The following is a 19,464-nucleotide window of genomic DNA, read 5'->3' on the forward strand; positions in this document are numbered from 1 at the left end:
CCTTATTTTCCGCGAAAAACATCCAGGTAAAGAATTTGAAAACCCGGTAAAATATTGTGCGAAGTGGTGGAGACCGCAGATGGAAAGCATTTTACAAATCAAAAGAGACAATCGGATGATAGAGGGCCAAGTCACCTACGAAGAAGGGGATCTGATCGAAGCTGTTTTCCCGAGTCTACTGGATGTGACGGTCGGAGATCAGCTCCCTTGCCTCATGACGAGTGACTACGAGACGATTAGCAATTTCGAGGCGGTAGTCGTCGCGAAGGAAAAAAACAGGCTCTTCCTGTTCCACTCGCCGACTGCCAGCGAATTTCGTGAGCAAAGACGCCGTTACCCGAGGTTTGATATGGAAATGAAGGGATGGATTCAATATCCATCTCAAGAGCCGGATTCGCTATTTTCCGTATACTCGCAAATGGTGGATTTGGTCAACCTCAGCCTGGGTGGATTGGCATTCCGAACGGATAAATCCATTCCGGAGGAGCAAGCCATCGTTTTTTCCGCAGAGCTGTACGGCAGAAATCGTCCTGACGGTGTCATCAAAGCGGAGCTGAAGATCATTCATGAGCGCATTGTGGGACCCAACCACCTGTTTGGGTGTACCATCAATGGAATCAACGCGCGCCATTTTCATAACTTGCGCAAATATATCCTGCAACGGCAAATCGAGGAACGCAGGAAGGTGACAATCGAATAGACCATTTTGGGAATTGGTTCGATGAGGGCCAATTTTTTTGTTGCCCAAAACCGCAGTTTGCCCGTTGAATTCTCTTGGAAGTGTAGTTACTATTACAGTAGTTACTAAAGGGGGGTTCATATGCTGCAGGCGATGGTCGTTGTTTTTGGGTTTATGGCTTTGGGCTATTTTGCACAACGCAAAGAGGAACAAAATCGCTCGTTGGCGAAGCTTTGTCTTTATTACCTCATTCCCATTCTGATCTTTCAGTCTTTTGTGCATACGGGAGTTTCCGTTCAGTCGCTCGCCATGATCGTCCTTCATTTTTTCGTGACGACCCTGATCGTGTACGTCCTTCTGCTGTATGTCGTTGGACGTCTTTTTGGCTGGAAGCAGGAGGTGCTGAAATGGAATGTATTGGCCGCGACACTGGCAAACGTCGGGTATTTTGGATTGGCCGTGATCCGCTATGCTGTTGGGGAGCATGCTGTCCCTTACGCCGTTGCTGTTTCCCTGGCATTCAATCTGTACATGGCGATTTTCGGCTTTTCACAGGTAGGCGATGAGCAGCAGTGGCAGGCGCGGATCAAGCGGATCTTTCAAAATCCGTACCTGTATGCAGTCGGTGCTGGGTTGATCTGGCGGTGGATGGACTTGCGCATGCCAGACTCGCTGGACGCTTTTCTGAATCTGGCCGCAAGCGCGACACTGCCTTTGACCCTGCTGCTGACAGGAGCGGAAATGCGCAAAAATCGCTACGAGCGCTCCGAGCTGTGGGACGCGGCGAAGGTGAGTGTGCTAAAGCTGGTGCTGCCTGTATTGGTCGCTTGGCCGCTGGCGCTTTGGATGACGGATGATCCGGTAGAGCAGGGGGTCATGATTCTCATGTTCGGAATGCCTACGTCGCTGAATCTGCTTCTGCTGGCAAAGGATCAGGAGCGGGATACATCCGCTCTGGCGATGGTCATTTTGCTGACGACACTCTTGAGTCCATTTACTCTGATGCTGGTCATGAATCACTTGCCCTAACGGAGGGGCAGGCTAGTCGTATTTGGGGAAAAAAGGAGAAATGACGTTGAGTACGTTATGGGAACAACTGCAGCTGTTCGGGTTTAATCAATATGAAGCAAAGGCGTATACGGCGCTGGTTGGCCGTGGTACCTCCAATGCGTATCAAATCAGCAAGGAATCGGGAATCCCGCGTGCGCGAATCTACGATACTTTGGAGACGCTCGTGAAGCGAGGGCTCGCCTTGCTGGAAGAAGCTGCAGATGGAACGAAGAGCTATTCGCCGCTGCCTGTCGATGTGTTTCTCGAACAAGCCAAGCAGACCTTCGAGGAGTCGTGGAGTCAGGTCGGCGAGGAGCTGCGTTCCTTGGAGAAGCGGGAGGCGAAAACAGAAGTTTCCCTCACGACGGTGCGTGGGGAAGAAAACGTTCTGTCCTTTTGCCGTATCATGATCCGGCGGGCGAAGGAGCAAGTGGTGCTGTCCATGTGGGAGCCGATGTACGAAAAATTGCTGCCGGATCTTCTCGAAAAGGAAAAGAAGGGCTGTGCGATCAAAGGCATTCTGTTTGATGTGGAGCATCCGCTGGAAGGCTTGTATAAGCACCGGATTAACGAGTACATCAACAAAAAGACAGAGGAGCGCTGGTTCGTGCTGGCGGTGGATGGCAAGGAGCTGATGTACGGACATTCCGCTGAGCGAAAAGGCAATGCGTATTACACGGACGATCCGGTACATATCTTTTTGCTGGAGGACTATATCTGGCACGATATTCTGGTGAATCGGCTTGTCGAAGCAGGGAGTCAGGAGCAGCTGGACCAGTGGATTCTTCCGGAGATGGAGCACTTCTTTGGGCGGAAAATGCTGCCGGAATCCTACTGGGAAGGTCGTGAAGGGAAAAGATGACCAGCAATAAGAAGGAATGACCGCGCAGATCCTGCACAGTGCGGAAACCGCCTGGACGCCGAACAGCCGGATCGAGTAAAGGAAGCAGCCGTGCCCTGGCAAGGAAAGGACGGACGGCTGCGCGATGTGTTTGGAGCGAAGACGGTACTCTCTATCTGTTGACCAATAACCGTGACGGTCGCGGTACGCCACTCGATAAGGACGACCGCATTATCCAGCTTGCTGCGAAGCAACTGTAGCGTTCGCCTTCTGATTGCCCCAGATAAAACGCTGGAGCAGAAGCGCGGATAAGCCAATCGACACTATCCCCGAGCCGACCCATAGAAACGCCAGGCTGGACCCCCATACCGTCATCAGCCAGCCTCCCAAGAGCGGAGCGACGATGAACGTCATGCTTGTGAGGGAGTCGATAATACCGCGAACCCTGCCCAAGGCCTCCTTGGGTGTTTCTTTTTGTACCAGGTAGTTGGAACCGACAGTGGTCAGCCCTGTTCCGACACCAGCAAACAGCGAGGCGACAAGCAGCCAGAAGCGACTCGTTTCCGGCTGATACAGGGCGATCCAGGTAAAGCCGATGCCGATCAGAAAGACACCGCCGCCCAATACCCAGCCGTAAGATCGCAGCTCCTTTTGACGATGAAGCCAGGTTACGGTAAGCAGTGCACCCAGACCAATCACACTCACCGAGTACCCGACCATTTCGGGGTGAAGCGGGACCTTATCCCGAAAGATCACGGGCAGCTGTGCATCGGCAAGCTGGATGGTCATCATGGCAAAGAGCGAGAAGATGGTGCTAAACAGCAGGACGCGGTTTTGAAAAAAGATTCCCCAGCCTTCCTTCCAGGCCAGGTGAAACGGAAGCGCCTTTTCACGAGTCTTTGTCTGAGCAGCAGCGGGCTTCTTATCTACATGCCGTATAGGTAGCAGGAGCACCGTAGAGAGCAAGAAGCTGCAAGCGTTGACCATCAGACAGATCGCAGGAGCAAAGAAGGCAGCGACCATTCCGCCGAGCAGCGGCCCGATCAGTTTGCCCATCTGGAAGACGGCACCGTTTAAGGAGGAAGCCTGCAGGAGCTGATGCTCGAAAACGACCTGCCGAGTCAACGTTTGCTGTGCAGGATCGTTAAAGACAGAAGCGCAGGACCGCAGGGCGATTACGACTAAAAACCACAAAGGATTGGGCATGGCGAGCAAAAGCAGTGTAGTGCCTGCCTGAATCAGGTTCATGACGATGATCATCTTGACCTTGTTCACTCGATCAGCAAGCACCCCGGCAAGCTGCCCCAAAAGAATGCCCGGTACCGCATAGGCGATAGGCAAGAGCGCCATGGTCATCGGGTCTGCCTTCCAGACAAACCCCAGCAAGATGGATACGGCAATAAAATCAAACCAGTCCCCTAATGTAGATAGTCCATAGGCAAAAAACAAGATGCGAAAGGTTTTGTTTTCTCTAAGCAATCTGATCCCTCCAACCAACTATTCCTTTTGAGGATACGGGAGAATTGTCAGAGGAATATCAAAGGGCTTAAGAAAGGGCGCAGAGGATCGATTTCTTCAAACGTTCCAGTGCATATTCACGGTTCAGCTCTTCCCACAGCTTCGAGTATTTTCGCAGCCATTCTTCATCATAGGGATGAGTGAGAAGGAAAAAGTGAACGGTCTTCACCGCATAGATGAGATGTGGAATAAATTTGGTGGAACGGATAATCTCTACGCCTTCGTCAATTTGCTGGCGAGCTTTTGTACGGTCTCCCCGCATGTAAAGACAGATTCCCCGATAAACGATGAAGCTGCCTAGCTCCCGCTGCATAGGCACCAGCTGCAGGTTCGCCGCAGCGTGCAAAATCAGCTCCTCCGCTTCTTCCGGCCGATTGGACACAAGAGCGAGCAGCACTTGCTGGGCGTGCAGAAACAGGGTGAAGCTTTTGGATTCCATGCTGGCAACCACCTGCCTTGCCACTACAAGCTGTTCTTCCGCTTCTTTCCGCAGTCCTGCCAGCGCAAAGACTGCGACGGCTGTAATTTGCACCTCATCGCGAAACGTGGGGGGCATCTGTCCAGCATACGCTTCTACCCGTTTCAACAAGTGCACGGTTTTTTCCATCTCTGTCTCTGCCATGTAGTAAATATGAAAAAGGTAAAAAAGCCGCTCCGGTAAGGAAAAAGACGTATTTTCCACAAACCACGGAAAATCACCGCGAATAAAATGCAGGTACATCTCGTAAAAAGGGTCCAAGGAAAAACCGAGCACTTCCTGATTGGCTTGCAGTGTCTGCATGGCTGCACCCATTCCCATGCCGTGGTAGGTCTCCATCAAGCTGCGGATCGTATCTGCAAACTCATGGTTGAGCACCGAGGGCTGGGGAGGCTGCTGCTGCTTCCACGTCAAGCGATATCCAACTCCCCTCACCGTATCGATGGTAAATAAAGGAGACCACTTTTGCAGCTTTCGGCGCAAACGGTAAATGTGATCATCGACAGTTCGATCGGTCGGGTCCTCCAAAGGCCATACGCGATCGAGCAGCTCTTCTCGGCTGAACGTCCGGTTTTTCCACGTGAACAGGTAGTGAAACAAGGCATACTCCTTGGGCAGGAGCGTAATCGTCTCATCGGCATAATGGACTTGAAACAGCTCGTCAGACCATGAAATTATTCCCATCGAAACGACTCCTCGTGCAAGCCGTATTTTTTCATCTTGTTGTACAGCGTCCCACGCGAAATGCCAAGCAGCTCGGCAGCCGCTTTTTTGTTGCCGTAAGTTCGCTCCAGTGCAGCTGTGATCCGCTCTTTTTCCGTGCCTGCCAAACCTGGTGCAGGAGCGTACAGCGGCTGCGGCATTGGACGAGGCTGGATGGGCGGCGCATAGGCAGGAACCGCCTCGACACTGTGCTGAGAGCGAATCGTAGAAGGCAGATGCTCCGGCTGAATGACCCCGTTTTCCTGCAAAATGGACAGGCGCTCGATGACATTGCGCAGCTGGCGGATGTTTCCGGGCCAGCTGTAGTCGGACAGGGCCTGCATGACCTCAGGGGCGATTCGCGGGACAGTCTGTTCATGGACAACGGAATATTCCTGAATGAATATTTGCACCAGCTCAGGCAAGTCTTCGGGGCGTTCGCGCAAAGGCGGGATTTCCAGCGAAAACACGTTGAGCCGATAGTACAAGTCTTCACGGAAGCGCCCGTCTGCGATCATTTGTTCCAGCTGACGATTGGTAGCCGCAACGATCCGGGTATTGACGGTGATGGGCTCTGTTCCACCGACACGATAGAACTGACGCTCCTGCAGGGCGCGTAGCAGCTTGACCTGCAGCTCTAAAGGCAGCTCGCCGATTTCATCCAGGAACAACGTACCTCCATGAGCTAGCTCCAGCTTTCCGGGCTTCCCTTTTTTTTCAGCTCCAGTGAACGCTCCACCTTGATAGCCAAACAGCTCGCTTTCGAACAAAGCGGCAGGAATCGCACCGCAGTTGATGGCGATAAACGGCTTTTCCCGACGCCGGCTGGCTTGGTGGATGGCTTTGGCAAACAGCTCTTTACCCACACCGCTCTCCCCGTAGATGAGGACAGTTGCATCAGTCTGCGCTACTTTCCGGGCGGAGAGGATGGCGGAATGGATGGAAGCGGAATGGCCTTTGATCGCATAAAACGGGTCGTCTCCCGCCTGAAAGCGGCTCATTTCCTGCTGCAGGGTATGCAGATGGGCGGTGGTATGGGAAAGCTGCTCGTTCAGTCGCACGAGCTCCGTGATGTCCTGCTCGATGGAAATGGCCCCAATGATATCGCCCTCCAGCCGGATCGGAGCGGCGTTGATCAAGACGTGGCTGTCCGGACGTGGGATGTGGTAGACACGCTGTACGGACGTTCCTTGCTCCAGGGCGTCCAGCAGGCGGATAGATTCGCTGGCGAAGTGCTTATCCAAGGAGGTGCCGATCACCTGAGCCCGGTCAATTTCATATATCGTTTCCGCTGCCCGGTTCCAGTGCTGGACAACGTTACGGGAATCCACGATCGTCGTCGCCTCACTCATCGTATCCATTAGGGTGCGTAGCAGCACCGACTGGTTTTGGATCAGGGTGAGATAGGTTGAAAATAACTGGTCCGGGGCAATCATGCCGGTTGGCTTCTGTGCTTCATTGACAGTGACAATACCTGGTATCGACGCTTCCGTCAGATGATGGCGGAGAAGCTTGGTGACTTCCGCCAGAGTGGCTGTTTCTGCGACCACAAGCATCTTGGTGGTATGCCCATCGTGCTGCCAAACACCTTCACTTTCGCCAGCGCGTATGCTGATCTTATCAGGGCTGACGGGTACAGTGAGGGAGAGGACAACACTATCCAGTGAAAATAAGGGTTTCAAATCATCACTTCCTAACCACACTAATAAAGTGAGTTTTTCATGCCGTGCACAGAGGAACATCTATTCAAAAGTGTACAAGAATAAACACGATATGTACAGAAGTGTCTAAAATGTACGTTCCTTGCTCTGACTCCCGGCATAAATCATGAGACCTAGAGCCGAAGAATACTTTGGCATGATTCATGCAGGAATAAAGACGCAGAGTACGTTGAGGAGGAGACAGTCAACGATGGAACAAGCTATGAAGGACTTTTTTCTATTCTTATCCAAAAACCAAGCACTGAACAATGCCGCAAAAAAATGGGGCCTGCGCTTTGGGGCGAGCCGTTTTGTATCCGGGGAGACCATCGCTGAGGCAATCCGCGCTGTTCGCGACCTGAATCAAAAGGGACTCGTCTGCACGTTGGACCACTTGGGTGAATTCGTTTTTAGCGTAGAGGAAGCAAACGAATCGGCCGATTACTGCATCAAGACTCTTGAGGCGATTCATGAATCCGGTGTGGATTGCAACCTGTCGCTGAAAATGACCTCGCTCGGTCTCGACATCAGCCGCGAGCTGTGCATGCAGAACATGCGCCGCATTCTGGATGCTGCGAAGGCGAACGGAAACATCTTCGTTCGAATCGACATGGAAGACTACGCGCACAACCACGTAACGATGGAAATTTTGAACGAGCTGCTGGAGGACTATGATAACGTAGGGACCGTAATCCAGGCATACCTGTACAAGGCATCCGACGACATCGACAGTCTGAAAGACAAAAAGGTCAACTTCCGTCTGGTAAAAGGCGCATACAAGGAATCCCCTGAAGTCGCTTACCCAAACAAGGCAGATGTAGATGAAAACTACAAAAAAATCATCAAGCAGCATTTGCTGAACGGCGGCTATGCAGCGGTTGCTTCGCATGACGATGCGATCATCGAGTATGTGAAAAAGCTGGTGAAGGAGCAAAACATCCCGCGCACACAGTTTGAATTCCAGATGCTCTACGGGATCCGCAGTCAGTCGCAGATCGATCTGGCTCGCGAAGGCTATAAAATGCGTGTCTATGTACCATACGGCAACGACTGGTACGGCTACTTCATGCGTCGTCTGGCGGAAAGCCCGGCAAACGTGAAGTTCGTCCTCAAAGGGATGTTTACCAAGTAAAACAGCAAGATCGTGAAATGACGATTGAACACCTTCGGATGAGTCCGGAGGTGTTTTGTGTTATCTTAGTAGGATATGGTAATGGCGAACCATCATATAAAGAATGGAGAGATGCTCGTGTATTCGTCTGTCATCTCGCTTACTCCCCCGTATTCGTTTGAGCGTCTGTTGCGCCGGTTGGAGACGCATCCGGACCCGCAGCTGTTAGTCGATGTGCAGGAAAGCACTTTGCGTCGGGTATTTCGGGTAGGGACACGTCCGATATTAGTAAGTCTTCAATTTGCAGGCACGATGGAGCAGCCCTTCATTCGTTTGCATACCGAGGCGACTCTGTCTGTGTCGGAGCAGCAGCTCTTGGAAAAAACGATCCGGCATGTGTTTAGTGCCGACCTCGACCTGAATCCCATTTATGAGCATATGCGCCAGCAGCAGCCTATGGTGATTTTGACCGAACGATTTCGTGGACTGCGCCTGATGCTCGACTCTGACTTGTTTCAGTCGATGGTAAAGACGATCATCGGGCAGCAGATTAATCTGGCGTTTGCCGCCTCTCTGACGCAGCGGTTAATGGAGCTGGCTGGAGATGTGATGGTGGATGAAACAGGGCATAAGTTTATGGCGTTTCCGACAGAGGAGGCTGTCGCCAGACTGGAGCCGGCGGATTTGCGTCCCCTGCAATTCAGTCAGCGAAAAGCGGAATACATCATCGATTACGCTCGTGCCATTGTCAACGGAACGGTCGATTTGGATCGGCTCTGGCAGATGGAGGACGATGAGATCATCGAGCATCTGACCGCGCTAAGAGGGATTGGGCGATGGACTGTCGAGTGCCTGATGATGTTTGGCATGGGACGTCCTGACCTGCTCCCGGCAGCAGATATCGGTCTGCGAAACGGACTGCAGATGGTCTATGAGCTGGCAGAAAAACCGGATGAAAAGGAAATTCGCCGGATTGGGGAAGACTGGCGGCCTTGGCGCAGCGTCTATTCGTTATACATATGGGAAGCGGTCGGAGCTGTCAGAAGAAAGGAGACCTGGGAGTAACGGGCAGACTAGCATTATGCCTTCTCCCCCTCAAGGTCTGGCAGCTGGAATGGAAAGCTGGACAAGTACAAATACTAATCCTAGAACGGGAATGTTTCCAATAACTTCGAATAAAAAGAAGGTTGTAGTTGCGCGAAAATTTAAGCTATAATAAATAAAATTTAAAAATAATAAAATATTAAAGGGGAACAACATGAGAGAATTATCAACGAGAGAGACCATCACTGTGGGACTCATGCTGTTTGCCCTGTTCTTCGGAGCGGGCAATATGATTTTTCCACCTGCCTTGGGACAAGCGGCAGGTACGGATGTATGGACAGCGATGCTGGGCTTTATCACGACGGGTGTAGGCTTGCCATTGCTGGGAGTCATCGCAGTAGCATACGGTGGAGGAAATCTGCAGACGCTGGCAGGAAGAGTGCATCCTCTCTTTGCAGTCGTCTTTACGTTTATTGTTTATTTGGCCATTGGTCCGTTTATGGCGATTCCGCGTACAGGGACTGTAACGTTTGAAATGGCCATCCTGCCGTTTTTACCTGATTCGGCAAAAGGAAGCTGGGTACCGCTGTTCATTACCACGATTATCTATTTTGCCTTGACCTATTGGCTCTGCCTGAATCCGTCCAAGCTGGTTGACCGGATCGGGAAAATCTTGACGCCAGCCTTGCTGATCATTATTGGCGTCATGTACGTCGGGACCCTGCTGAATCCGATCGGGGAAATGGGGCAGCCGACAGGTGCGTATCAGGAATCACCGTTCATCAAGGGCTTTTTGGAAGGCTATTTGACGCTGGATGCTCTGGCGGCGATGGTTTTCGGAATCGTGGTGACCACATCCGTACAGGCTGTAGGGGTCACAGATCCGAAGAAAATCACAAAATCTACGATTAAGGCTGCCATTATCGCAGCGATCGGCCTGGGTTTGGTTTATCTCGCCTTGAGCTATATGGGGGCTACCAGCTTTGCTTTGGGGCATTCCGAAAATGGTGGACAGATTCTGACAGGCGTCGTGCAGCATCTGTTTGGACCGCTTGGCTCCATGCTGTTGGGCTTGGCTGTCATGCTGGCTTGCTTGACGACATCGGTAGGTCTGGTATCGGCATGCGGCAGCTTCTTCTCGGAGAAGATTCCGGGGGTTTCTTACAAGACTATGGCAGCGATTATCAGCGTGTTCAGCGCGGCAGTAGCCAACGTCGGCTTGACACAGCTGATCGCCTTTTCCGTTCCGGTACTGATGGCGATCTATCCAATCGGCATCGTGCTGATGCTCCTGTCTTTTGCCCACAAGCTGTTCAAAGGCTACTCTTCTGTCTATATTGGTGCGATCGTGGTAACTGCGGCCATCAGCCTGATCGATGGTGCTGCTCTCATCGGCTTGCCGGTTGAAAGTATCACCGAAGTATACGGGAATTTGCCATTGTATAAGGAAGGTATCGGTTGGCTGCTTCCTGCGATTGCCGGTGCACTGCTGGGCTATTTGTGGGGAAGCCTGCGTCCAAAGCGCAAAGGAGAACAGAAGGCATATCAGGAGAAACCGAGCAATTCGTAAAAGCAAACCTCTACCGAGGAAAACAAGCAGAAGTCGGGACCTTGCGCCCGGCTTTTTTCTATCCCCTTCGCTTTTTGGCATGCAGCCTAGACGGATCGTAAAGAAGTCGATTAACGGAAGAGCTTCCTTCTAGTTCCAGCTGGCTAGGTCTTCCATCTGTCCACAATCTCCTGCATCTGTGATACCATAGGTAAAAGCCTGCCTGAAGGGAGGTTGTTGGCATTGGCACAAACAAAAGTTTTGGTAGCGGACGACGATCCGAATGTACGAGAAATTATTAGCTTGTACTTTTCGAAGCAGCAAATCGATCTCGTCGTCGCGGGAGACGGAAAGCAAGCCATTGAACTGATGGAAAAAGAAGCGCCGGATATGGTCATTCTGGACGTGATGATGCCGCAGATGGATGGATTTGAGGCATGCAGGGAGATCCGCAAGAAGTGGGATACACCGATTATCATGCTGACAGCAAAAGACGAAGAATTTGATCGCGTACTCGGGCTGGAGCTCGGCGCGGATGATTATGTAACGAAACCTTTTAGTCCGCGCGAGTTGGTGGCGCGGATTCGAGCTATTTTGAGGCGAATGCAGCCCAAAGCAAAAGCGGTAGAGGATGTCGCGAACCCGCTGACGTTTGATCAGCTGACAATCGATCTGGATAAGCGGGAGGTCGTTGCTGCAGGAGAGAAAGTCAGCTTCCGACCCAAGGAGTTCGATCTTCTTGTCCAGATGGCGAAGTCTCCAGGCAGCGTGTTCTCACGTGAGCAGCTGCTTGAGCTGGTATGGGGCTTTGACTATTTCGGAGACGTGCGTACGATCGATGTCCACATCAAAAAGATCCGGCAGCGCCTGGATAAGCTTCCGTATGAATGCATTCATACTGTCTGGGGGATCGGCTACAAGTTCGGGGTGGACGCCTGATGCTAGGGACATCGAAGAGCATTTTTCGCCGTCTGCTGTTCAGCTTTCTGGCTACCGTTCTTGTCGGGCTAGGGATTTCCGGCCTGCTCATTTCGCTTTTTGCGCGCGAGTACATCTATGATTCCAAGGAAGAAGAGATGCTGCGGATGGCCAAAAAGGTCAACGTGGCGATTCAGGACTACGATAAAGTAAACAAACGGCTGGTCGATCAGCTGGTCTCACTGGATCAAGCCTTCGATACCCGGATTTGGCTATTTGACCAGGATGGGAAAATCGTGGCGACCTCTATGAAAGATGAAGTATTTACGGGCAAGTCGATCGCTGTATCCATTGCTGACAAAGTGCTCAAAGGGAAGAGTGCGGTCACAGAGCTGCAAATCGAAGGGCTGGAAGACCCGATGCTTTCCGTAGCCGTGCCGTGGGGCGAGGGAGAGGAAGTGTACGGCGGGATCATCCTGCATGCTCCTATCGAGGGAATTGAGAAAACGTTCGGGCAGATGAGAGAGACGATCCTGTGGGCAACGCTGTTTGGTGTCCTGCTCTCCACAGCGATGGTTTCCTACCTGTCCTGGTCGATTTCCCGCCCGCTGCGGACGATTGAGCGGACTGCGGCAGAGATTGGGCGAGGGAATTATGCAGAGCGGGTCCATGTCGATACGTCTGACGAAATCGGTGATGTGGCGCAGACGATCAACACGATGGCAGAAAAGCTGGAGAAGGTCGAGCAAGAGCGGCACCATCTGGAGCAGGTACGCAATGATTTTCTCGCAAACGTGTCCCATGAGCTGCGGACGCCTCTCACGGCCATACAGGGCTTTCTGGAGGCGCTCCAAGACGGCTTGGTCGAGGAGGAAGAGGCACGGCAGAAATATTACGCCGTGATGTATTCGGAAACGATGCAGGTCAATCGGCTTGTCGATGACCTGATGGATCTGATGAAGCTGGAGAATAATGAAATCAATTTGGCGAAGTTCCCCGTCGATGTGGGAGAAGTCATGGGCAAGGTGGCTTTTGCATTTCGGGCAGAGACGGAAGAGAAGGGGATTGCGCTTCATGTGGAGCTTCCTGACGAGCTTCCGAAAATCTACGCCGATCGGGATCGGGTCGCTCAGATTCTGAAAAACTTCGTAAAAAATGCGGTGAAGTTCACGGAGCAAGGCGAGATTCGCATACGTGCGGAAGCAGAGGAAGCCTATGTCCGGATCCAGGTGGCAGATACGGGGATCGGGATTTCCCAGGAGGACGTGCATCGAATCTGGGAACGCTTCTTTAAAGTCGATCGCGGGCGCTCTAAAAACAACAAGGGAACAGGCTTGGGCCTCGCAATCGTCAAGGAACTGGTAGAGCTGCATGACGGCAAATGGAAGGTCGAGAGCGAGCTGGGCGAGGGAAGTACGTTTACCGTCTGGCTGCCAACTGTAGCGAGCTATCGCCAAACGACGTAAGTTTGCTTGCCGTTTCGCCTTTGACAGGATGGTCATACTTTTTTCATCTTTTGATCATGCTTTTTTCCCACTTTCCTCACAGAATGGTTATCTTTCGCCTGTAGTATGTAGTTGTGGCCGAGAGAGAGTCACGACACCAAGGAAATGAAAGGGGAATGAACATGAATAAGAGATGGGTTTCCATCGCAGCTGTCGCATTGCTCCTGTCAGGTAGCTTGGTTGCCTGCTCCAGCAATACGGGCACTCCAGAACCTGCGACACAACAAGAGGGGGGCGCCGCAACTACACCGGAGAGCTCCACCAACACGACTAGTGAATCGACCGATAGCTCGGTTTCCCAAGATCAATCTACACCTGATGCGGCAACAAGCGGCTCTGAAGCAGGTACCGCTGGTTCGTCTGACAGCTCCAGCACGTCATCCGATTCCACTACATCGAGTGACAGTAGCAGCACAGACGCCAAGTCTGATGCAGGCTCCACAGATGCATCCGGAACAACAGGTACGGAGACTAGCGGTTCTTCTGACCAGTCCAGCACGACTGACGCACCGAAGCAATAACGCAGTATGATTGTAGCTGTACAGTAACTGTTATCGAGTAATCGAGCATTGACGACAAGAAGCCAACTTGTTCGTTTGTACTCCTCTACTTCCCTCCCCGGGTTTACCATATACCTGATTTTTAGGTGGCGATCTGCCGCCTATTTTTTTTGTCTTGGGAAAGGAATATTCACTCATGTCATGAATTCCGCCTATTGAGTTGGGGGATATTATTATAAAAAAGGCGAGGCGGACGCTGTACGACAAATCATCGATACCTTATCAGGTGAATATGGCCAGCTTCGGGATGTCAGAACGGAGTTAGAGGATATCTTTTCAAAACACAGAGGAGAACAGATCAAAGAGGGCATCTATTTATTACGAAAAGTAGAGAGGGCACATGCAGCTTTGTTCCACTTACAAGCCTTGTTCGACCAGAATGAAGTCAATTTCTATATTGTACAGAACGAATCCGCCTTAACTGTTGCTGATCTACATACGTATATCCACCAATTGTCACTCGATCTAGATACAGCTACCACGAAAAAGAAACTACAAAACCATGGGGATGCTCTACGGTTAATTACAAAGACGCTTTCTCCCCGAGATATACGAGAAGGGGATTATGAAGAGATTGCCTATAAGCTATCTCTTTTTCAAAACTCACTTCCGCATTAGAACGGACCATTGAAACAAAAACCCCAAGACACTGGCTCGCAAACACTTGCCATTCGTCTTGGGGTTTTCACCTATCTATTCGATCGTAGTGGTCCCTTACGGATTAACCGACTTCAAGCTTTCCTCACGAATCAGGTCAAGCAGCTCCAGCTTCAAGGCGAGGAAGTCTTCGCTGTGCTTGTTCTGATAGTCGCGCGGACGTGGGAGCGGCACCTTGATATTCTTCTTCAAGCGTCCTGGCCGCGCTGTCATCACGTAGATCGAGTCTCCGAGGAAGATCGATTCCTCCACGTCATGGGTGATGAACAGGATGGTTTTCTTTGACTCTTCCCATACCTTCAAAAGAATCTCCTGCATGATCGTCCGCGTCTGTGCGTCCAGCGCCCCGAACGGCTCGTCCATCAAAAGGATTTGCGGATCGTTGGCGAGCGCCCGAGCAATCGCTACACGCTGCTTCATCCCACCGGACAGCTGGATCGGATAATGCTTGTCAAAGCCTTTCAGACCGATCAAATCTAGGTAGTGAAACGCGATCTCGTCCTGCTGCTTCTTGGGAACGCCTTTTAAGTCCAAACCAAAGGTGATGTTGTCCTTTACCGACAGCCAAGGATAGAGGGTATACGACTGGAAGACCATGCCGCGGTCAGGTCCAGGTCCTTTGATTTCTTTGCCATCCAAGTAGACATGGCCGGAAGAGGGCTCCTCCAAGCCAGCTACGACACGCAGAATGGTCGATTTCCCGCAACCGGAAGGCCCCAGAATGGTAACAAACTCGCCTTCCTCGACCGAGAAGGAAGTTTGATCCAAAGCGACAACCTGTCCGCTCTTGGTGGAAAATACTTTCCCTACGTTATCGATCACTAATTTCGGTGTTGTCGTCATCTTAAGATCCTTCCTTTCTCATCCAGGAGAAGGATGCGCGATAGATTGCTTTAAAGATCAGGTCCATGATCAATCCCAGTACCCCGATGATCAGGATTCCGACGATAATTTTGTCCGGCTTCAGGAAGCGGGAGGCCTGCATGATCATAAATCCGAGACCGTCCGAAGCCCCGACCAGCTCGGCTACAACCAGGTACGTCCACGCCCAGCCAAAGGTAATGCGAAGCGTATCGACAATACCAGGGAGTGAAGCAGGGAGGATGACCCGTTTGAACAGCTGGAAGCTCTTTGCACCGAGCGTGTAGGAGACCTCGATCAGCTCGTTCTGGATGTTCTTCGTTACGTCCATGACCATCAAGGTAAGCTGGAAGAAGGTGCCCAGGAAGATGACAGCCATTTTTTCGCCCTCACCAAGGCCGATCCACAAAATTAACAACGGAATAAAAGCAGAAGCAGGCATGTAGCGAATAAAGCCAATGATCGGTTCAAAAGCACCCTGCATGACGCGCAAGGAGCCCATCAGCATGCCCAGCGGTACGCCAATCACGGCAGCCAGAATAAAGCCGAGAGCTACACGGGAGAAGCTGATGCCGATATCCGTCCAAATTTCACCGCTCTGGAACATGGTGATCGCAGATTTGACAATCTTGTCCGGAGCAGGGAGGAACAGCGGATTGACGAAGCCTCCGTAGCTGAGGATGGACCAGAACAGCAGCAAAAGAATAAAGGTCGCGATTCCCGCCCCTGTGTACAGAGGTTTGGCGATATCTTTATTCGGGGTGAAAACATTTTTCCACATCGTCATCCCTCCTTTTGATCAAGTAGTCATTTGATAGGGTCAAGCAAGAGAAAAGGAGGCCCCCAAGAGGGAGTGCAAACGCGGTCGCTCCACCTTGTACGGGCCTCGATAGAAGTTTTCTTACAGTCCCCCAGCAAAAGTTGGATTCAATACGTCTTCTGGCTTGGGAGCCGTGTCGATCAGCTTTTGTTCCATGTAGAAGTCGATCGCATTTTTGGTGGAAGTATAAATAGCGCCTTTTCCATCGCCAAACAGCTCTTTGTTCTCTTCCTTGTGCAGGAATTTCAGGCCAGTAACCGTTCCTATGAATTCAGCCAGTTCGATTTTCAGACCTTTTGCCATGATTTCGTTGGACTCGTCTGTGTTTTGCTTCCAGTAATCCATTGCTTCTGCCATAGAAGCTACGAATGCTTTGATATCGTCAGGACGCTTTTCGATTACGTCTTTTTTGAAGCCTACCGTATCGACGATGATACCGGACAAATCTTTGGTGGAGAGCAGAACTTTTCCGTTTGCTTGCGAAGCCTTGCTCAACCATGGCTCCCACGTAACAGCTGCATCGACTTTGCCAGCAACGAAGGCAGCACCCGCATCACCAGCGGACATTTGCACCATTTCTACATCTTTGTCTGTCAGGTTTGCTTGCTTCAGCGCAGTAAGGATCAGCATGTGGCTAGTGGAGCCTTGTTCAAACGCAACCTTTTTGCCTTTCAAATCTGCGACAGAAGCGATTTCGTTTTTCGCGATGATCCCGTCGCCGCCAAAAGAGTCATCCAAGAGCCAAACGACTTGCATCGGAACACCAGCAGCAGCCAGCGTTACTTGAACGTCGAGAGCAGTAGCCATGCCATCGACTTGTCCGCCAGCCAGCGCTTGTTTGCGCTCAGCCAAGCCTTCGATGATGGAGAGCTCTACATCCAGACCGTGCTTTTCGAAAATGCCTTTTTCTTTCGCCAGGAAAAGTGGGCCATAGCCAGTCCATGTAGGCAGTGTCACCTTCAAAGGAGTTTTGGCCGCAGGAGCAGCATTGCCGCCTTCTGCTGGCTTCGATTCGCTTGCTTGATTGGAAGAACCGCAACCGACTGCAGTGAGGGCAACCATGACGGACAGCAGCAAAAATAGAAACTTTTTCACTTGAATTTCCCCTTATCTGTTTTTATTTAGATAGAACTTCTTTAAATACCTCAACAAAAGCTTCCATTTCCTCAGGACGACCGATGGAAATGCGAAGGGAGCTGTTTAGCCCATAGCCAGTCAATTTGCGTACGATCCAGCCGCGTTCAGCCAGTCGATCAAACACCTCTTGACCATCCTTGCCTGTATTGACACAAACAAAGTTCGCCTGGCTGCTCAGATAGGACAGCCCAAGCTCGTCAAGCGTTTTGCACAAAAGCTGCTTGCCAAATTGATTGATTCGTCTGGACTCGGCTACGTGCTCGGCGTCATCAAGGCTGGCTAATGCACCAGCTTGTGCGATGCTGTTGACATTGAACGGAGGGCGAACGTGATTGATGGCATCGACGAGCGCAGCTTGTCCGATCCCGTAACCGATCCGGGCAGCAGCCAGCGAATAGACTTTCGAGAAGGTCCGGATGACGAACACGTTGGCAAAGTCACTCACCAGCTCTACCGAGGAGCGATAGCCATCTCCATCCGCAAATTCGTGGTAGGCTTCGTCGATGACGACCAGCACGTTTTCTGGCACTTGCTTGATGAACGCTTGCAGCTCATCGGCAGGAATGACGGTTCCTGTCGGGTTGTTCGGATTGCAGAGGAAGATGACCTTCGTTTTCTCGGTAATCTTTTGCAGAATGGCCTTTAGGTCGATACCCAAATCTGCTTTCATCGGAGTGAAAACAGGGGTTGCTCCCATCAAATAGGTCGAAGCCATGTACTGCACAAAGCAGATTTCCGGGATAATCGCCTCGTCCTCAGGCTCCAGAAACGTTTGGGCTACTAGAATGATCATCTCATCTGCCCCATTGGACAGAATGACGTTTTCTGGGAGGACGCCTTCTTTTTCTGCGATTTTGCCTTGAACGGCTTCTCCGCTGGAGCTCGGATACAGATTCAGCTGGGACAGAGCTTGCTGCATGGCATTCAGCGCTTTGCTCGAGGGGCCCAACGGATTTTCATTAAAAGAGAGCTTGTATACTTGCTCAAGACCCAGTACCTGCTTCATTTCTTCCACGGGCAGATCGGCAAGAGAGCACGTATAAGGCGTCAGGTTCGGGTAGACGCTGCGGACCATTTGATCTAGCTTCATAGTTGTTTGACCTTCTTTCCGATGGCATCGGCACCCTGGATGGCGTGTACGACCATTTCAGGCGTGACCGCGAAAGGCATGTTGTCCATGTCTTCGATGCCGACTGTGACGGTGCCCAGGCGCTCCCACTCTTCTGCGGAAAGCTCGGTAATCGCCATGTCCTCGAGTGTATAAGGCAGCTCTACCTTTTGATAGAAGGAGATCAGCTCGCGGATTTCCTCTTCGCTTTTACCTTCCAGTACGAGCTGGGACAAGATCCCGAAAGCGACGATCTCACCGTGGTAGGTGTCGTGTACCTCAGGGAAAATGGTCAAGCCGGAGTAGATCGCGTGAGCTGCAGCTGTACGGCAATCGTCGCCGCCATAGCCACTCACGCTTCCGCTGATCAGGATGATGCTGTCGATGACGTCATTAACCGCTGCGTCGATTTTTCCCAGCTTGATGGTTTCAATAGCAGAAGGTCCTTTTTCCAAAAGCATCTGATAGAGACCTTCCGCCAAGCGAACCGCGCTTTGATTCAAAGCAGTAGGCTGGCTCTTTTTCACCGATACGGAAGATTCGAACCATTTTGCCAAGGTGTCGCCGATCCCTGCGACGAGGAAGCGATAAGGCGCCTCACGGATGATCTTCGTGTCTACCAAAACGACATTCGGAGCCTTGGAGCGATGGCTGATCTCGATAAACGTTCCTTCATTGTCATACATGATCGCAATCGGTGTAGCTGGAGCGCAGGTAGCGGCAATCGTTGGAACGGCGACTAATGGCAGATTTTCAGCAAAGGCAACTGCTTTTACCGTATCGATCGCTTTGCCGCCACCGACTGCGACGAGTACCTCGGGCTTTTTCTCCTGTACGATTGCACGCAGCTCCTCGACTTTTGCCCATGAGCATTCGCCGCCGTACCAGGTGAAGCCTTTATTTTCAATTCCTTGCTTTTCCAGGCTGGCTGTAATGACGGATTGGACTTTCGACAGAGCCGTTTGTCCACCGATCATCAACGCGCTGTTTCCAAAACCCTGGATATAGGCACCAATTTCATTCAAAAGCTCTACTTCACGTACGTATTTACCAGGACCTGGTATAGTAAACATAACGACATCTCCTGTACCATTATTCATGGGAGTGAATGAATATACAATAGATTATACTATGGTTTAACTTATCGTTTGTCAATATAAACGACTTATAACATTCTGAAATATAGTGTAAAAAAACAGCTGTTTCCCAGCATTAGCCAGACAACA

Annotated in this window: 17 protein-coding genes; 9 read left to right on the forward strand and 8 right to left on the reverse strand. The window is 51.3% G+C overall.

Going from position 1 to position 19,464, the window contains the following annotated elements; translation table 11 throughout:
• Positions 1-79 precede the first annotated feature (79 nt).
• The 3 genes from ACLIN2_RS04815 to ACLIN2_RS04825 all read left to right on the forward strand — a co-directional run bounded on the left by ACLIN2_RS04815 (position 80) and on the right by ACLIN2_RS04825 (position 2,591).
• Complete coding sequence (locus ACLIN2_RS04815; protein ID WP_301172544.1) at positions 80-700, forward strand: PilZ domain-containing protein; 621 nt, start codon at positions 80-82, stop codon at positions 698-700.
• A 120-nt stretch (positions 701-820) separates the two neighbouring features.
• Complete coding sequence (locus ACLIN2_RS04820; protein ID WP_411503356.1) at positions 821-1,708, forward strand: AEC family transporter; 888 nt, start codon at positions 821-823, stop codon at positions 1,706-1,708.
• A gap of 46 nt (positions 1,709-1,754) precedes the next feature.
• On the forward strand, positions 1,755-2,591 hold the full coding sequence (locus ACLIN2_RS04825; protein WP_092267480.1) for a TrmB family transcriptional regulator: 837 nt from the start codon (positions 1,755-1,757) through the stop codon (positions 2,589-2,591).
• A 210-nt stretch (positions 2,592-2,801) separates the two neighbouring features.
• On the opposite strand, the gene ACLIN2_RS04830 is transcribed toward ACLIN2_RS04825, so the two are convergent.
• The 3 genes from ACLIN2_RS04830 to ACLIN2_RS04840 all read right to left on the reverse strand — a co-directional run bounded on the left by ACLIN2_RS04830 (position 2,802) and on the right by ACLIN2_RS04840 (position 6,950).
• Positions 2,802-4,049 carry an MFS transporter gene (locus ACLIN2_RS04830; RefSeq protein ID WP_411503357.1) on the reverse strand — a complete coding sequence of 416 codons (1,248 nt, stop codon included), beginning with the start codon at positions 4,047-4,049 and terminating at the stop codon, positions 2,802-2,804.
• Between the two features lie 67 nt (positions 4,050-4,116).
• The gene (locus ACLIN2_RS04835; RefSeq protein WP_411503358.1) at positions 4,117-5,250 is read right to left on the reverse strand and encodes a winged helix-turn-helix domain-containing protein; all 1,134 of its coding nucleotides are present in this window, start codon (positions 5,248-5,250) and stop codon (positions 4,117-4,119) included.
• Complete coding sequence (locus tag ACLIN2_RS04840) at positions 5,241-6,950, reverse strand: sigma-54 interaction domain-containing protein (protein ID WP_411503359.1); 1,710 nt, start codon at positions 6,948-6,950, stop codon at positions 5,241-5,243. Before ACLIN2_RS04840 ends, ACLIN2_RS04835 begins: the two co-directional genes overlap by 10 nt.
• A gap of 229 nt (positions 6,951-7,179) precedes the next feature.
• On the opposite strand from ACLIN2_RS04840, the gene ACLIN2_RS04845 reads away from it, so the two are divergent.
• The 6 genes from ACLIN2_RS04845 (at position 7,180) to ACLIN2_RS04870 (ending at position 13,616) form a co-directional block, all read left to right on the forward strand.
• On the forward strand, positions 7,180-8,100 hold the full coding sequence (locus ACLIN2_RS04845) for a proline dehydrogenase (protein WP_327929786.1): 921 nt from the start codon (positions 7,180-7,182) through the stop codon (positions 8,098-8,100).
• A gap of 81 nt (positions 8,101-8,181) precedes the next feature.
• Positions 8,182-9,144, forward strand: coding sequence for a DNA-3-methyladenine glycosylase family protein (locus ACLIN2_RS04850; protein ID WP_411503360.1), 963 nt, complete (start codon positions 8,182-8,184; stop codon positions 9,142-9,144).
• 193 nt (positions 9,145-9,337) lie between these two features.
• Entirely contained in the window at positions 9,338-10,693 is a 1,356-nt protein-coding gene (gene brnQ / locus ACLIN2_RS04855) for a branched-chain amino acid transport system II carrier protein (RefSeq protein ID WP_411503361.1), read from the forward strand.
• A 222-nt stretch (positions 10,694-10,915) separates the two neighbouring features.
• The gene (locus ACLIN2_RS04860; protein ID WP_092267095.1) at positions 10,916-11,611 is read left to right on the forward strand and encodes a response regulator transcription factor; all 696 of its coding nucleotides are present in this window, start codon (positions 10,916-10,918) and stop codon (positions 11,609-11,611) included.
• Positions 11,611-13,056, forward strand: a complete 1,446-nt coding sequence (locus tag ACLIN2_RS04865) for a sensor histidine kinase (protein ID WP_310229647.1) — start codon at positions 11,611-11,613, stop codon at positions 13,054-13,056. The genes ACLIN2_RS04860 and ACLIN2_RS04865 overlap by 1 nt, the downstream gene beginning before the upstream one ends.
• A 161-nt stretch (positions 13,057-13,217) precedes the next feature.
• A complete protein-coding gene (locus ACLIN2_RS04870) occupies positions 13,218-13,616 on the forward strand; it encodes a hypothetical protein (RefSeq protein ID WP_400588246.1) in 399 nt (132 codons plus the stop codon).
• A gap of 753 nt (positions 13,617-14,369) precedes the next feature.
• On the opposite strand, the gene ACLIN2_RS04875 is transcribed toward ACLIN2_RS04870, so the two are convergent.
• The 5 genes from ACLIN2_RS04875 to ACLIN2_RS04895 form a co-directional block, all read right to left on the reverse strand.
• The gene (locus ACLIN2_RS04875; RefSeq protein ID WP_411503362.1) at positions 14,370-15,155 is read right to left on the reverse strand and encodes an ABC transporter ATP-binding protein; all 786 of its coding nucleotides are present in this window, start codon (positions 15,153-15,155) and stop codon (positions 14,370-14,372) included.
• Between the two features lies 1 nt (position 15,156).
• Positions 15,157-15,954, reverse strand: coding sequence for an ABC transporter permease (locus tag ACLIN2_RS04880; protein ID WP_122924976.1), 798 nt, complete (start codon positions 15,952-15,954; stop codon positions 15,157-15,159).
• Between the two features lie 120 nt (positions 15,955-16,074).
• Positions 16,075-17,088 (reverse strand): ABC transporter substrate-binding protein, encoded by a 1,014-nt coding sequence (locus ACLIN2_RS04885; RefSeq protein ID WP_411503363.1) that lies wholly within the window; start codon positions 17,086-17,088, stop codon positions 16,075-16,077.
• A gap of 22 nt (positions 17,089-17,110) precedes the next feature.
• Complete coding sequence (hisC, locus tag ACLIN2_RS04890) at positions 17,111-18,220, reverse strand: histidinol-phosphate transaminase (protein ID WP_411503364.1); 1,110 nt, start codon at positions 18,218-18,220, stop codon at positions 17,111-17,113.
• Entirely contained in the window at positions 18,217-19,311 is a 1,095-nt protein-coding gene (locus ACLIN2_RS04895) for an iron-containing alcohol dehydrogenase family protein (RefSeq protein ID WP_411503365.1), read from the reverse strand. The genes hisC and ACLIN2_RS04895 overlap by 4 nt, the downstream gene beginning before the upstream one ends.
• Positions 19,312-19,464: the final 153 nt, after the last annotated feature.

This window comes from Brevibacillus centrosporus (genome assembly GCF_046622605.1).
GTDB classification, from domain to species: domain Bacteria; phylum Bacillota; class Bacilli; order Brevibacillales; family Brevibacillaceae; genus Brevibacillus; species Brevibacillus centrosporus.

Bases quoted from the DNA above. Each gene is read 5' to 3' on its own strand.
- ACLIN2_RS04815 (WP_301172544.1), top strand. From the start codon at position 80: ATGGAAAGCATTTTACAAATCAAAAGAGACAATCGGATGATAGAGGGC.
- ACLIN2_RS04820 (WP_411503356.1), top strand. From the start codon at position 821: ATGCTGCAGGCGATGGTCGTTGTTTTTGGGTTTATGGCTTTGGGCTAT.
- ACLIN2_RS04835 (WP_411503358.1), bottom strand. From the start codon at position 5,250: ATGGGAATAATTTCATGGTCTGACGAGCTGTTTCAAGTCCATTATGCC.
- ACLIN2_RS04845 (WP_327929786.1), top strand. From the start codon at position 7,180: ATGGAACAAGCTATGAAGGACTTTTTTCTATTCTTATCCAAAAACCAA.
- ACLIN2_RS04850 (WP_411503360.1), top strand. From the start codon at position 8,182: ATGGCGAACCATCATATAAAGAATGGAGAGATGCTCGTGTATTCGTCT.
- brnQ (WP_411503361.1), top strand. From the start codon at position 9,338: ATGAGAGAATTATCAACGAGAGAGACCATCACTGTGGGACTCATGCTG.
- ACLIN2_RS04865 (WP_310229647.1), top strand. From the start codon at position 11,611: ATGCTAGGGACATCGAAGAGCATTTTTCGCCGTCTGCTGTTCAGCTTT.
- ACLIN2_RS04870 (WP_400588246.1), top strand. From the start codon at position 13,218: ATGAATAAGAGATGGGTTTCCATCGCAGCTGTCGCATTGCTCCTGTCA.
- ACLIN2_RS04875 (WP_411503362.1), bottom strand. From the start codon at position 15,155: ATGACGACAACACCGAAATTAGTGATCGATAACGTAGGGAAAGTATTT.
- ACLIN2_RS04880 (WP_122924976.1), bottom strand. From the start codon at position 15,954: ATGTGGAAAAATGTTTTCACCCCGAATAAAGATATCGCCAAACCTCTG.
- hisC (WP_411503364.1), bottom strand. From the start codon at position 18,220: ATGAAGCTAGATCAAATGGTCCGCAGCGTCTACCCGAACCTGACGCCT.
- ACLIN2_RS04895 (WP_411503365.1), bottom strand. From the start codon at position 19,311: ATGTTTACTATACCAGGTCCTGGTAAATACGTACGTGAAGTAGAGCTT.